The organism is Mesorhizobium sangaii, from assembly GCF_014207355.1.
GTDB classification, from domain to species: Bacteria; Pseudomonadota; Alphaproteobacteria; order Rhizobiales; family Rhizobiaceae; genus Mesorhizobium; species Mesorhizobium sangaii.
Window position 1 is genome coordinate 382,347 of sequence record NZ_JACHEF010000004.1, and the last position, 12,947, is coordinate 395,293.

The 12,947-nt window shown below is 63.5% G+C and carries 14 protein-coding genes; 11 read left to right on the forward strand and 3 right to left on the reverse strand.

Features of this window, described 5'->3' with window-relative positions; genetic code table 11:
* Nucleotides 1-81: 81 nt before the first annotated feature.
* The 4 genes from leuA to HNQ71_RS22025 all read left to right on the forward strand — a co-directional run bounded on the left by leuA (nt 82) and on the right by HNQ71_RS22025 (nt 5,394).
* Nucleotides 82-1,758 (forward strand): 2-isopropylmalate synthase, encoded by a 1,677-nt coding sequence (gene leuA / locus HNQ71_RS22010; protein ID WP_184874874.1) that lies wholly within the window; start codon nt 82-84, stop codon nt 1,756-1,758.
* Between the two features lie 184 nt (nt 1,759-1,942).
* Nucleotides 1,943-3,709: a tetratricopeptide repeat protein gene (locus HNQ71_RS22015; protein WP_184874733.1), complete on the forward strand. Its 1,767-nt coding sequence runs from the start codon at nt 1,943-1,945 to the stop codon at nt 3,707-3,709.
* A 147-nt stretch (nt 3,710-3,856) separates the two neighbouring features.
* A complete protein-coding gene (locus tag HNQ71_RS22020; protein WP_184874734.1) occupies nt 3,857-4,660 on the forward strand; it encodes an alpha/beta fold hydrolase in 804 nt (267 codons plus the stop codon).
* Between the two features lie 116 nt (nt 4,661-4,776).
* Nucleotides 4,777-5,394, forward strand: coding sequence for a hypothetical protein (locus HNQ71_RS22025; protein ID WP_184874735.1), 618 nt, complete (start codon nt 4,777-4,779; stop codon nt 5,392-5,394).
* Here the strand turns inward: HNQ71_RS22025 and HNQ71_RS22030 are convergent.
* Nucleotides 5,378-6,307 carry a metallophosphoesterase family protein gene (locus HNQ71_RS22030; protein WP_184874736.1) on the reverse strand — a complete coding sequence of 310 codons (930 nt, stop codon included), beginning with the start codon at nt 6,305-6,307 and terminating at the stop codon, nt 5,378-5,380. The genes HNQ71_RS22025 and HNQ71_RS22030 overlap by 17 nt on opposite strands.
* Nucleotides 6,308-6,360: 53 nt before the next feature.
* On the opposite strand from HNQ71_RS22030, the gene HNQ71_RS22035 reads away from it, so the two are divergent.
* On the forward strand, nt 6,361-6,858 hold the full coding sequence (locus HNQ71_RS22035) for an NUDIX domain-containing protein (RefSeq protein WP_184874737.1): 498 nt from the start codon (nt 6,361-6,363) through the stop codon (nt 6,856-6,858).
* A gap of 1 nt (nt 6,859) precedes the next feature.
* On the opposite strand, the gene HNQ71_RS22040 is transcribed toward HNQ71_RS22035, so the two are convergent.
* Entirely contained in the window at nt 6,860-7,849 is a 990-nt protein-coding gene (locus HNQ71_RS22040) for a glutathione S-transferase family protein (protein ID WP_184874738.1), read from the reverse strand.
* Nucleotides 7,850-8,118: 269 nt separating this feature from the next.
* On the opposite strand from HNQ71_RS22040, the gene HNQ71_RS22045 reads away from it, so the two are divergent.
* From HNQ71_RS22045 to HNQ71_RS22060, 4 genes are all read left to right on the forward strand, one after another.
* Nucleotides 8,119-8,655 carry a GNAT family N-acetyltransferase gene (locus HNQ71_RS22045; protein ID WP_184874739.1) on the forward strand — a complete coding sequence of 179 codons (537 nt, stop codon included), beginning with the start codon at nt 8,119-8,121 and terminating at the stop codon, nt 8,653-8,655.
* A gap of 61 nt (nt 8,656-8,716) precedes the next feature.
* Entirely contained in the window at nt 8,717-9,478 is a 762-nt protein-coding gene (locus HNQ71_RS22050; RefSeq protein WP_184874740.1) for a 3-hydroxyacyl-CoA dehydrogenase, read from the forward strand.
* Between the two features lie 7 nt (nt 9,479-9,485).
* A complete protein-coding gene (locus HNQ71_RS22055; RefSeq protein WP_184874741.1) occupies nt 9,486-10,661 on the forward strand; it encodes a CaiB/BaiF CoA transferase family protein in 1,176 nt (391 codons plus the stop codon).
* Nucleotides 10,662-10,691: 30 nt separating this feature from the next.
* On the forward strand, nt 10,692-11,489 hold the full coding sequence (locus tag HNQ71_RS22060; protein ID WP_184874875.1) for a HugZ family pyridoxamine 5'-phosphate oxidase: 798 nt from the start codon (nt 10,692-10,694) through the stop codon (nt 11,487-11,489).
* Between the two features lie 41 nt (nt 11,490-11,530).
* Here HNQ71_RS22060 and HNQ71_RS22065 read toward each other — a convergent pair whose 3' ends face one another.
* Nucleotides 11,531-11,716, reverse strand: a complete 186-nt coding sequence (locus HNQ71_RS22065; RefSeq protein ID WP_184874886.1) for a hypothetical protein — start codon at nt 11,714-11,716, stop codon at nt 11,531-11,533.
* Here HNQ71_RS22065 and HNQ71_RS22070 point away from each other — a divergent pair.
* Nucleotides 11,631-11,975, forward strand: coding sequence for an ArsR/SmtB family transcription factor (locus tag HNQ71_RS22070; protein ID WP_095091687.1), 345 nt, complete (start codon nt 11,631-11,633; stop codon nt 11,973-11,975). The genes HNQ71_RS22065 and HNQ71_RS22070 overlap by 86 nt on opposite strands.
* 167 nt (nt 11,976-12,142) lie before the next feature.
* Nucleotides 12,143-12,946 carry a TrmH family RNA methyltransferase gene (locus HNQ71_RS22075; RefSeq protein ID WP_184874742.1) on the forward strand — a complete coding sequence of 268 codons (804 nt, stop codon included), beginning with the start codon at nt 12,143-12,145 and terminating at the stop codon, nt 12,944-12,946.
* Nucleotide 12,947: the final 1 nt, after the last annotated feature.

A 12,947-nucleotide genomic window follows, 5' to 3' on the forward strand; every position in this document is an offset into this window, starting at 1 on the left:
AACGCACGAGAAGAGATCCGCTCCAATGCCGCGGTAGCCGGCAAGGATGCGGCAAAGGGCGCGCCCGAGGCAGCCCGGGGCATGCCGGACGCGGCCCGCAAATATCAACCCTACCCCACAGTAGGCCTCACCGACCGCACCTGGCCCTCGAAGGTCATCGACAAGGCGCCGATCTGGTGCTCGGTCGACCTGCGCGACGGCAACCAGGCGCTGATCGATCCGATGGGCCATGAGCGCAAGGCGCGCATGTTCGGCCTGCTGCTCGACATGGGCTTCAAGGAAATCGAGATCGGCTTCCCGTCGGCATCGCAGACCGATTTCGACTTCGCCCGCTGGTGCATCGAGGAAGGCAACGTACCCGCCGATGTCTCGCTGCAGGTGCTGGTGCAGTGCCGGCCCGAACTGATCACCCGCACCTTCGAGGCGCTCAAGGGCGCCACCAACCCGATCGTCCATTTCTACAACTCGACCAGCGAGTTGCAGCGCCGCGTCGTCTTCGAAAAGGACGTCGGCGGCATCAAGCGCATCGCCACCGACGCCGCCAAGATGATCACCGACATGGCGGCCAAGGCCGGCGGCGGCTACCGTTTCGAATATTCTCCGGAGAGCTTTACCGGCACCGAACTCGAAGTGGCGCTGGAGATCTGCAACGCCGTCACCGAGATCGTCAGGCCGACACCCGACAACAAGCTGATCATCAATTTGCCGTCGACGGTCGAGATGTCGACTCCCAACATTTACGCCGACCGCATCGAATGGATGTGCCGCAACCTCGACAACCGCGAGAACCTGCTGGTCTCGCTGCATCCGCACAATGACCGCGGCACCGGCATCGCCACCACCGAGCTCGGCCTGATGGCCGGCGCCGACCGCGTCGAAGGCACGCTATTCGGCAATGGCGAGCGCACCGGCAATGTCGATATCGTCACGCTGGCGCTCAACATGTACACGCAAGGTGTCGATCCGGGGATCGACTGCTCCGACATCAACCGGATGAAGGATGTCTACGAATATTCGAACCAGCTGAAGATCCCCGAGCGCCATCCCTATGTCGGCGAGCTCGTCTACACCGCCTTTTCCGGGTCGCACCAGGATGCCATCAACAAGGGCATGAAGGCGCTGAAGAAGGCCAACACGAGCCTGTGGGAAGTGCCCTATCTGCCGATCGATCCGGCCGATGTCGGCCGCAGCTACGAAGCGATCATCCGCATCAACTCGCAATCCGGCAAAGGCGGCATCGCGTATGTGCTGCAGGCCGATTACGGCCTCAACCTGCCGCGCAATCTGCAAATCGAGTTCAGCCAGGAAATCCAGGCGATCACCGATGCCGAGGGCAAGGAAGTGCCGGTCAGGCGCATCTACGAGCGCTTTCTCGAAACCTATGTCGACCAGCCGCGCGCGCGGCTGAAATTCCTCGACCACCACACCTATCCCAGCACCGAGACCAAGGGCCGCCGCGTCGTCGAGGCGATCATCGTCGACAACGGCAAGGAGGTGACGATTACCGGCACCGGCACCGGCCCGATCGACGGCTTCGTCGATGCGCTCTCGCGTCATCTCGGCATCGAGATGTCGGTGCTCGATTATTCCGAGCACTCGATGCAGCGCGGCTCGAACGCCTCGGCCATCTCCTATGTCGAGATGGAACATCCTGATGGCAAGCTGTTCGGCGCCGGCATCAACACCAACATCGTCGCCGCCTCGCTGGAAGCGGTGATGTCGGCGGCGAACCGCATCGTCGTCAAAAAGGCCGGTTGACGCACGAACAGAACGAAGGTCGGAACCCTCCCCATTCGGTGATCGGTTCCGACCCTTCGCATCATTAACCACCGAAGAATTATCCGGTGGGGTACGTGATCGCATAATGGCTGCATACTTGTGTGGCGGTGCGGGAACTATATGATCGCGCCTCAACCTGTGCCGACTTCGAGAGGATCGACACTTGCAGCATGCCACGCCTGCCGCCCCCGCAGTGCGCGAGACACTGGAGCGACTTCTTGCCAGCCAGACGTTCGGGCGATCTGAACGCGCGCGCAAGTTGCTCCGCTACCTTGTCGAACGCGAACAAGCCGGCGAAGCCGACAGGCTCAAGGGCTTCTCCATCGCCATGGATGTCTTCGGCAAGGACGGCGATTTCGATCCGTCCACCGATGCCGTGGTGCGGGTTCAGGCGGGCAGGCTGCGCGAGCTTCTGCAGCATTATTTTGCCAATGAAGGCGTTGCCGAGCCGGTCCGCATCGCCATTCCGCGAGGCGGCTATGTCCCTGCCTATGAACTGAATGAGATCCGGTTGCCGGCTGAGGCTGTCCCCGAACTCAGGCTGGATGGCGCCACGTCCGCCGATCGGGCCAACGAGGCCACCACGGGTATGCCGGATGCGGTGTCGCCGGCTTTCGCGAAGCCCACCCCCTCGGTGGTGCGCCAACTCCGCTTCTTCTGGATGGCGTTCGCCCTGGTCATCGCCATGCCGGGCCTGCTGATCCTTCGTCAGGGCAGCAGCGCCTTGCTGACCGGCGGCGGCGACATGTCGGCGACCCTCGAGACCGCCGGCGCAACCAGCAGCATCGCGCCGTCGGCAACCGCCGACGCCCTGCCGCTGGTCTATATCGACGTCAAGGCCGAAGGCACCGACGCCAGCCGCGTCGCCGCCTCGCTGCGCGCCGGCCTGAGCGGCTTCGATACGATCGATTTCATCGGCCGCGACACAGCCACCGATCCGGCCGACGATGCCACCAGCTTCATCTTCGACATCCTGCCTGGTCCGAACGCTGGCGATATCACGATCGAACTGCAAAGCATGGCGTCCGGACGGGTGCTTCTTTCGCGCAATCTGACCCCTGCCGACAGCGCACCGGCCGCGGTCGAAGACCGTATCGCCGACATGCTGAGTTCGGCGCTTCCGGCCTCGGGCACGATCTACAACTATATCGAGCAGACCGGCGCACCAAATGGCCTGACGCAATGCCTTCTGCTCAATGACAAATATTATCTCGACCAGAACGCCAGAACCCATGAGGCTGCCTATCGCTGCCTCGAAAATTTGGTCAATGGCGGGGCGAAATCCTCGCTCGTCTATTCGGAACTCGCGTCTCTGCAGCTCGAGGCGGTCTCCGATCATTATGCCTATCCGCCGAATGCGACGATTGAAAAGGCCGTGGAGTTTGCCCATCGCGGCGTGCAGATGGGGCCGACCAGCCCTTATGCGCACCGCTCCTACGGCTATGTCAGTTCGCGTCTCGGCAATACGGACGAAGCGATCCGCTGGATGCGCAAGGCCTATGAACTCAATCCCTACGATCTCGGCATGGCTGCAGCCTACGGCTACGGGCTGATCTTCGCCGGTCGATACGCGGAAGGAACGCCGATCCTGGCCCATGCGGCGGAGACCTTCAGCGGCCACTCGACATGGTGGGACTACGGGCTGTTCGTCGGCGAATTCATGCTCGGCAACATGAACAAGGCGGTCGCGGCCAGCATGGCACTGAGAACGACGGCAACGAAATCGCACTATCTTGCGGCGCGGCTGATCGGCGCCAAGGCTGCCGGACAGGACCATCTGGTCAGCACGCTGCTAGGTGAGCTGAACACCGAGTTCCCTAAATTTGCCGCCGATCCGCGCGCGACCTTCGTCGAGCGGAAATATCCGGCCGACCTGACCGACCGGCTGGTCCAGGCTCTCCGCGCCGCGGGTCTCGGCAACGCGAGCTGACATCAATCGACTTCCTCAGACTAGGCGCGCCGGCTCTGTCCGCGACCGTACAAATCGCGAAGATTTTACTGGTCATCAAGCTAGACTAGGCGCAATTCAGCCACGGTTGGTGTCGCGCATTCTGCAATAACAAAAAAATCAGCTTTCATGACCGCATCGCTTTTTGCCGCCGAACAGGGTGTTGGCTCGAAGGCCATCGTCCTGCTGCATGGTTTCGGCGGCTGCCACGATGTCTGGCGTGAGGTGATTTCTTCCCTGGCGCCTGCCACGCGCACGCTGGCCTATGATCTGCCGGGGCATGGGCTGTCGCTCGATTTTCCCGGAGCCGGTCCGGCCAAGGTGGCGGCTAGGGCCGTGCTCGCCGATCTCTCGGAACGCAGACTGGAGCATGTTCATCTCGTGGGCCACTCGATGGGCGGTGCGGTGGCAATGCTGATGGCGCTGGCCGAGCCTGGAAAAGTCGCCTCGCTGACGCTTCTTGCGCCGGGCGGTCTTGGCCCCGAGATCAATGGACCGTTGTTGCGCCGCTATGGCGGCGCCGCGCACCGGTCCGAGATCCGCGCCTGCCTTGCCGCCATGTCCGGCCCCCATAGCCCGCCCCAGAAGCGTATCGTGGACGTGCTTTGCCGAATGCGCGGACGTCCAGGCCAAGTGCCGAAGCTGGTCGAGATCGCAGCCGCCATGACCATGGACGATCGGCAAGGCGTCATCCCGCACGATCGTCTCGACGGACTGAACATGCCGGTGATGGTGGCGTGGGGAACCGACGATGCAGTGTTGCCCTTTACCCAGGCGGATGATCTGCCGGCGCATTTTCATGTCCACCATGTGCTGGACGTCGGCCATATGCTGGCCGAGGAAGCACCGGACCTCGTCGCCGAGATCATTCGCCGCAACAGCAACAGGCGCACCAGGCCGCAGCGTCAGAAATTCGCCGCTGCTGCCAGCTGACCTTTTTTCGCGCACAACCGCCTGCTGAACACGCCTCGATCCCGTTGCTCTCGCCAGTGCATTTTACCGGCGGCTGTGTTAACCCCGTGTTAACCAAACCCGCGAGGCGAACGCCGATGAAGGAAGCAGGCGAGAAGACCATCGATCAGTCGAGGAAACTGTCCGATGCCGTCCGTGATGTGAAGAATGCCTTCGCCGACCGCGACGACGTCGTCGTCGACATGCGCGAAGCCCATCGCATGCGCCTCGAACTGCTTGCCGCCGAACTGGCGCCGGTTTTTGCCGATGTTCCCGCCGACATGGACAATTTCGACTTTGTCGTCTCGTCCGGCTTGCAGCCGCGCCTGTGGATCGACGCCGTCAGCCATGTCGCCATGGGGCGCGATCGCCGCACCTATCGCTTTCTCAGGGACACCCGCATCGGCCGGGTGGTGCTTGCCGAATCGACCGATATGAAGCCCGTTGCTGATCAGGTGACGCGCTATGTTGCCGAGCGGATCGTCGAGCGTCAGAGGATGATGGAAGGCGGGGTCGAGCTGGCCGTCGCCGGCATGAAACGCGCCGATGTGCCGGAAGCCGAACCGCCACTGCGCTCGAAGACGCGCAGCAGGACCTGGTCGGCGTTTCTGTCCGGCCTTGGCCTGGTCGCCGCCGGCGCTCTGGTCGGACTTGTGGTGTCGGTCATCCTGTTATGGGACCGCATCGTGGCCATGGTTCTCAACGTGCGGCCATAGCCGCGCCGGCCTCCGCACCAAGCTCCAGCGTCTGCAGATCGGATGGCGGTATGGACGGCCCGGTCAGGCCGCGCCGTGTTAGGCGGATCCGCCAACTGCCTTTTTCCCCGTCGATGTCGAACAGATTGTACTGCGCCGCCGGGTGCTTGCCGCCCGGCGCCTGGCCGGCGGCAGCAACGCCGACCACAGGAACCTTGGCGCCCCGGTTGCCTATGAAGAACAGCGACGGCAGATGCGAATGGCCGTGCAGGACAAGCTCGGCGCCATGGCGGCGAATGATCTTGTGGAAGCGGGCAATGCCGAACAGCCGCTTGTGCTGCGAGACCGCGCCGCGCACCGGCGGATGATGGATCATGATCGCGCGAAACAGCCCTTGCGCGGCCGTGGTGTCGAGCAGCTTGCCAAGCCGTTTCGCCTGCCCCTCCATGAAGAAGCCGTTGGCCATGAACGGCGCCGTGGCACGCGCTGTCGAGATGCCGATCAGCGCGACATCGCCGCGCACGCGCAGATAGGGGAACGCGTTGCGGTCGACCGGCGTGTTGACACCGTCGCCACTCATCCACGCCGCCCAGGACCGGCAGACCTTGTCGAAGGCGCCGGGCACATAGGCATCGTGGTTTCCAGGAACGACCGAGACATCCTGCGGCGATCCCAGCGTCTCCAGCCAGTGCTTGGCCATCTCGATCTCGCCGTCGAGCGCCAGATTGACCAGGTCGCCGGTGACGGCGAGGTGGTCAGGCGTGTTCGCCTTGATGTCGGCGACGATCGCGTCGATGACGGCATCATGCATGTGGCGGCGGCGGTTGCGCTGCCAGTTGACGTAGCCGAGCACGCGCTTGGAGGCGAGATCGCGATAGGATACATCGGGGAGCGGCCCCAGATGGACATCGGAAATATGCGCAAGCTTGAACATCCATCCTTCATATGCGACGCGCTGCCTGCTTTCCACCCACGGTTTGCCACCTGATGGAGACTGATCCGGAGAAGACCTTCCGCCAGACCGGTTGGGCGGGCGTCCGGGCTCAGTTGTTCCATTTCTATTTCGTGCTGCGCCGGCCGATGACGCTTGGCGTGCGCGGTCTGGTCCACGACACGGCGTCCAATTCCGTCTTCCTCATTCGCCACACTTATGTGCCCGGCTGGCAGCTTCCTGGCGGCGGCGTCGAAGTTGGCGAGACGCTTGGTGAGGCACTGGCGCGCGAACTGGCCGAGGAAGGCAACATCGCACTGACGTCACCGCCGGCGCTGAGGTCGATGCATTTCAACCGTGGCGCCAGCAGGCGCGACCATGTCGGTTTCTATCTGATCGAGCATTTCAGCCAGACGGCGCCGAAGCTGCCGGACCACGAGATCGCCGAGTCCGGCTTCTTTCCCCTGGACCGTTTGCCGGAAGGCACGACACCAGCGACGCTACAGCGGATCGCCGAGGTTTTTGGCGGCGCGCAGCCCTCGCCCTACTGGTAGATCACGCCGCCTTCTTGAACCGTCCCCGGTCATGCCGCGCGTCATAGTCCAGTTCCGGCCCTACCGGCACGATTCGTGTCGGGTTGATCGTCTCGTGGCTGCCGTAATAATGCGACTTGATGTGATTGAGGTTCACGGTCCCGGCGACGTCAGGCACCTGGTAGAGGTCGCGCAGATAGTTGGACAGGTTCGGGTAGTCGGCGATGCGGCGCAGATTGCATTTGAAATGGCCGACATAGACCGGGTCGAAGCGCACCAGAGTGGTGAACAGCCGCCAGTCGGCTTCAGTGATGCGATCGCCCACCAAAAAACGTTGCCTTGAGAGGCGGTCTTCCAACGTGTCGAGCGCCGCGAACAGCTCGCCGAACGCTTCTTCATAGGCGGCTTGCGTGGTGGCGAAGCCGGCGCGATAGACGCCATTGTTGACGGCGGGATAGACCAGCGCGTTGATCGCATCGATCTCGCCGCGCAGCGCCTTGGGGTAGAAATCGAGGCTGGCATCGCCCCATTCGTCGAAGGCCGAATTCAGCATCCGGATGATCTCGGAGGATTCGTTGGAGACGATGGTCTGCTCCTTTTTATCCCACAGCACCGGCACCGTCACGCGGCCGGAATAGGCAGGGTCGGCCTTGGTGTAAATCTGGTGCAGAAAATCGAGGCCGTAGAGCGTGTCGCCGGTCGCGCCATCCTGCGCCACGAACGTCCAGCCGTTGGCGCCCATGAAATGATGCACCACCGACACCGAAATGATGCCTTCCAGCTTCTTCAGCGCGCGAAAGATCAGCGTCCGGTGCGCCCACGGGCAAGCGAGCGAGACATAGAGATGGTAGCGGCCGGGCTCCGCTTTGAAGCCGCGGCTGCGGCCCTCGGCAGGCGTCCCGTCGCGGGTGATCCAGTCGCGCCACTGCGATTGCACCCGCACGAACTTGCCTCCGCTGACCTTGGTGTCATACCAGCGGTCCTGCCATTTGCCTTCGACCAGCAATCCCATCGCATGTCCTTTCCTGCTTGCTTCCCATGTAGGGCACGAAGCCACGCCGTGGAATCACCTGGCGCTGAACAGACCGTCAAGCGGTCGGGTGGACCATCAAGCCGCCGATTGCAGCGGCAGGAAATTGATGCTAGCGGACAATCCGCATGTTCGACTTTGCTTTGATCCGGTTTGACCGACGACGAAAGGGCGCCCGCGCTTGATGAAGCGCTGACTGGCGAATGCTGCCGTTTGCAGCAAACCTTTCCTCCTATCGGAACGCAAAGACCATGAGCCTTGCCGACGTGAAATACCTGCCGGAAACCCCGGCGCATGACCTCCAGATCGAAGCCATCAACGACGAAGCCTTCGGACCCGGCCGCTTCGTGCTGGCCGCCTACAAGATCCGCGAGGCGGGCGGGCACGAACGCTCGCTGTCGTTCGTCGCCGTCGACGGCGACCTCGTCGTCGCTTCGGTGCGCATGACCCGCATCGCTGCCGGTGCCGGCCGCGCCCTGATGCTCGGGCCGCTTGCGGTGCGGCCAGCCTTCAAGAACCTCGGCATCGGCCGCCGGCTGGTGGCGATCGCGCTGGAGGCGGCCGCCAAGGCCGGCGCGCCTGCCGTGATGCTGGTTGGTGACGAACCCTACTACGGACCGCTCGGTTTCAAGCGCATTCCGCGCGGCCAGATCTCGATGCCCCGCCCCGTCGATCTCGACCGGTTGCTGTCGCACGAGATCGCGCCGGGCGCGGTCGCCAGGCTTTCGGGCGAGGTCTGCCACGCCGATCAGGCCAGGGTTGCCGAGCATATGGCGGCGATGGCTTGACCTTCCCCGCCGATCTGGCGCCTGATCGGTCCCACTGTCCCTGAGATCAAAGGATGTCGGCATGAACCCGAATGGCCAGATAGCGATCATTACCGGCGGCGGCTCCGGTCTTGGCGAGGCAACGGCACGCGCGCTGGCCGCCAAAGGCGCCCGCGTCGCCATCTTCGATGTCGGTATTGATCGCGCGGTGAAGGTCGCGGCCGAGATCGGCGGTATTGCCGTCCAGTGCGACGTCAGCAATGCCGACAGTGGAACTGCCGCTCTCGCCGAGGTCGCGGCCGGGCTTGGCGAGCCGCGTATCCTGGTCAATTGCGCCGGCATCGCCATTGGCGTGAAGACGATTGGCAAGGATGGTCCGCATCCGCTCGATCAGTACCGCAAGGTGATCGAGGTCAATCTGATCGGCACGTTCAACATGATCCGCCTCGTCGCCGACCGCGCCGCGAAGCTCGATCCGCTGCAAGGCGGCGAGCGGGGCGTCATCGTCAACACCGCCTCGGTCGCCGCCTATGACGGCCAGATCGGCCAGGCCGCCTATGCAGCCTCCAAGGGCGGCGTCGTCGGCATGACGCTGCCGGTGGCGCGCGATCTCGCCCGTTCCGGCATCCGTGTCTGCACCATCGCGCCCGGCATCTTCAAGACTCCGATGATGGCCGGCATGCCGCAAGAGGTGCAGGATTCGCTGGGCGCCGCCGTGCCCTTCCCGTCCCGCTTGGGCGAACCATCCGAATATGCGGCGCTTGCTCTCCACATCATCGAAAACCAGATGCTGAATGGCGAGACCATTCGTCTCGACGGCGCCATTCGCATGGCGCCGAAATAACCGCGTCATGAGCGCCGGCTTGTCAGTTGCCGGAAAAACTGGTCCGCTTGCCGGACTGAAGGTGATCGAGATGGCCGGGCTCGGCCCCGTGCCGCTGGCCGGCCTGATGCTGTCGGAGATGGGCGCCGAAGTGCTGCGCATCGAACGGGCAGGGACAAGCCGGCCGCTCCCGTCGCTGCCGGATGAATACAACCTCGACCGTCACGGCCGCGCCATCCTGCGCCTCGACTTGAAGCACCGGGAAGACACCGATCTGATGCTGCGCCTTGCCGAAAAGGCGGACATGTTGCTCGAAGGGTTTCGCCCCGGCGTCATGGAGCGGCTGGCGCTCGGCCCGGAAGCGGTGCTGGCACGCAATCCAGCGCTGATCTACGGCCGCATGACCGGCTTCGGCCAGGACGGGCCGCTCGCGGGCCGCGCCGGCCATGACATCACCTACGTTGCCTATTCGGGCCTGCTGCATGCAGTTGGCCACGCCGGCGGCCGTCCTGTCCCGCCGCTCAACCTCGTCGCCGACTACGCTGGCGGCGCCATGATGCTGGTCGCCGGCGTGCTGGCCGCCCTTTTCCAACGCTCGCGCACGGGCAAGGGCGAGGTCATCGACGCCGCGATGGTCGAAGGCGCCTCGATGCTGGCGGCACCCGTGCATGCCCTCATGGCGGCCGGCTTGTGGAACGACCGGCGCGGCGCGAACCTGCTCGATTCCGGCGCCCCCTTCTACGACACCTATGAGACATCAGACGGACGCCATGTCGCCATCGGCTGCCTCGAGCCGCAATTCTTCGCCGAATTCGCCAGTCTGCTGCCGCTCGACGAGCGCTTTGTACGCGGCCAGTACGACAAGGCACTGTGGCCGCAAATGCGCGCAGCCATTGCCGATCGGGTCCGGCAGAAATCGCGCGACGACTGGGACCGGCTGTTTGCCCAAACCGATGCCTGCGTTGCCCCCGTCCTGTCGCTTCAGGAGGCGAAGCATCACCCACAAAATCGGGCGCGCAACGCCTTTGTAGCGGCGGGTGGATTTGCGCGCCCGGCCCCGGCGCCGCGTTTCTCCGGCTCGCGGCCGACAGTTGCGACCAAGCCCGCCGACAACGATCTCGTCCCGTCGACAGTGCTTGAACGTTTCGGGTTTTCGAAAAACGAGATTGACGACCTTGTCAAATCCGGTTTGTTTGGCAGATAAGCGGAGAAGGAAGATCAACTTATTGTGGTGATGCCTTTGGACGAACCGAGGAAGGACGTGATCCGCGAGACGGATGCCGAGGCGATCCGATTGGCCAAGACGCTTCTGCGCAGCGCCCGCTTTGGTGCGCTGGCAGTGCTCGAACCTGGGACAGGTTGGCCGCTGGCCAGCAGGGTCGGCGTGGCCACCGACATCGACGGCGCGCCGCTGATCCTGGTGTCGATGCTCTCGGCGCACACCGGCGCGCTGCTTGCCGATGCCCGCTGTTGCCTGTTGCTTGGCGAACCCGGCAAGGGCGACCCGCTGGCGCACCCGCGCCTGTCACTGGTCTGCCAGGCGAAACGGCTTGAGCGCGGATCGAGCGAGAACGCCCGTTGCGAGCGCCGTTATCTCAACCGCAATCCCAAGGCGAAACTCTACGCCGGTCTCGGCGACTTTTCGATCTTCCGCCTCGAGCCGCAACGCGCCAGCCTCAACGGCGGCTTCGGCAAGGCCTATCATCTCGACCGATCGGATCTGCTTACCAGCGGCCCGATCGTCGAGGAACTGGCGGCGACAGAACAATCCGCCATCGACCACATGAACGCCGACCATCTCGACGCGATTGCGGTTTATGCACAGCATTTCGCGAAAGTGTCCGGCAACGGCTGGATTATTGCCGGATTCGATGCCGATGGTATGGATCTGGTGTCGGGTGACGATGTTTGCCGGGTTTTCTTCCCCCAAACTTTGCAGGCGGCACGCGAATTGCGGCCTGTTTTGGTCGAAATGGCCAGAAACGGGCGGGCCGCGGCCGACGCGGAGACTGGGCTTAATTACATTACATAAAAAGCAACACTTGAGATTTGAAGGAAATGCTCTACCTTTTGTCAGTGACGCTGAATCGCAGCGGCCATACGCAACTGAGTTTTTGGAATCAGATGCCATTGCCCCCATGGCGTCAGGATGATCAACAAGCATGGGGGATCGATGGTCTCGTCTAAGCTAATCGCAAATGCCGGATCGGCAGCCGAATTTCTCATGCTGATGGGCAATGAGAAGCGGCTGTTGATCATGAGCCATCTGATCGACGGTGAAATGTCGGTCGGCTCCATCGCCGAGAAGGTGATGCTCAGTCAATCCGCCCTGTCGCAGCATCTGGCCAAGTTGCGGGCGCTCGACCTTGTCGACACCCGCCGCGACCGGCAGATGATCTACTATTCCTGCAAATCAGATGCCGTGCGCGAACTGCTCGGCATGCTGGACGGCATTTTCGGCAGCGGCAAGGAGGACCTCTCCCAGATGGCGCACCGTTTGCGCCGCGCCGGAACCTGAGCGTCCTGTAGCCCACTTACCTCGCGACGCTTTCAGGGCGATGTGCGTCCATCCGCGTGCACAGAGTAGCTGATCGTCCTGAATTGTTGCATCGTGGTTCCCAGCCAACGGCGAGCGCCGGCAGTCCATGCGGATTTTCGGGCCGCTGCGGTGACCACGAGGAATGCATGGATCCCATTCGCATCGACGACCCGCAAGACCCGCGCGTTGCCGCCTATCTCGATATCCGCGAGCGTGACCTCGCCGGGCGGCAAGGCCGCTTCGTCGCCGAAGGCAAGGTGGTGCTCGACCTGCTGCTCTCGGCTGGGCGTTTTGGCGCCGAATCGGTGCTGCTCCTGGAAAACCGGCTGGCCGGGCTCGAGGACATCCTGCGCAAGGCGCCGGCGGACCTACCGGTCTATGTCGCCACCGGCGCGGTGATGGATGCGATCGCCGGGTTTCATATGCATCGCGGCATCCTGGCCATAGGCCGCAAGGGGGCGCCGCGGTCGGCCGAGACCCTGCTCGATGCCTTGCCGGCCCGGGCGCTGGTCGTGGTGCTTGTCGGCATCGCCAACCATGACAATATGGGTTCGATCTTTCGCAACGCCGCCGCCTTTGGCGCCGATGCTGTGCTCATGGATGCGACATGCTGCGATCCGCTCTACCGCAAGGCGATCCGGGTTTCCGTCGGCGCGGCACTCAAAATTCCCTTCGCGTCGTTCACCGACGCCGCCGGCTTCACTGCAACACTTGACCGCCGCGGTTATGGCCAGTTTGCGCTGTCACCGAGCGGGCAGACCGACATTCGCGATGCGCGGCGGTGCGAGCGCCTTGCGCTCTATCTCGGCACCGAGGGCGAAGGCCTGCCCGAAAGCCTGCTCGCGCGCCTGCAGACGGTGCGGATCACCATGTCGGAGGGCTTCGACAGCCTGAACGTGGCGGCGGCGTCGGCCATCGCGCTGCATCACTTCTCGGCAAACAGGAACTGAT

Coding starts and splice junctions, on each gene's coding strand:
- HNQ71_RS22060 (WP_184874875.1), top strand. CDS start 10,692: ATGCCTTTGGACGAACCGAGGAAGGACGTGATCCGCGAGACGGATGCC.
- HNQ71_RS22055 (WP_184874741.1), top strand. CDS start 9,486: ATGAGCGCCGGCTTGTCAGTTGCCGGAAAAACTGGTCCGCTTGCCGGA.
- HNQ71_RS22020 (WP_184874734.1), top strand. CDS start 3,857: ATGACCGCATCGCTTTTTGCCGCCGAACAGGGTGTTGGCTCGAAGGCC.
- HNQ71_RS22025 (WP_184874735.1), top strand. CDS start 4,777: ATGAAGGAAGCAGGCGAGAAGACCATCGATCAGTCGAGGAAACTGTCC.
- HNQ71_RS22075 (WP_184874742.1), top strand. CDS start 12,143: ATGGATCCCATTCGCATCGACGACCCGCAAGACCCGCGCGTTGCCGCC.
- HNQ71_RS22035 (WP_184874737.1), top strand. CDS start 6,361: ATGGAGACTGATCCGGAGAAGACCTTCCGCCAGACCGGTTGGGCGGGC.
- HNQ71_RS22040 (WP_184874738.1), bottom strand. CDS start 7,849: ATGGGATTGCTGGTCGAAGGCAAATGGCAGGACCGCTGGTATGACACC.
- HNQ71_RS22070 (WP_095091687.1), top strand. CDS start 11,631: ATGGTCTCGTCTAAGCTAATCGCAAATGCCGGATCGGCAGCCGAATTT.
- HNQ71_RS22030 (WP_184874736.1), bottom strand. CDS start 6,307: ATGTTCAAGCTTGCGCATATTTCCGATGTCCATCTGGGGCCGCTCCCC.
- HNQ71_RS22045 (WP_184874739.1), top strand. CDS start 8,119: ATGAGCCTTGCCGACGTGAAATACCTGCCGGAAACCCCGGCGCATGAC.
- HNQ71_RS22050 (WP_184874740.1), top strand. CDS start 8,717: ATGAACCCGAATGGCCAGATAGCGATCATTACCGGCGGCGGCTCCGGT.
- leuA (WP_184874874.1), top strand. CDS start 82: ATGCCGGACGCGGCCCGCAAATATCAACCCTACCCCACAGTAGGCCTC.
- HNQ71_RS22065 (WP_184874886.1), bottom strand. CDS start 11,716: ATGATCAACAGCCGCTTCTCATTGCCCATCAGCATGAGAAATTCGGCT.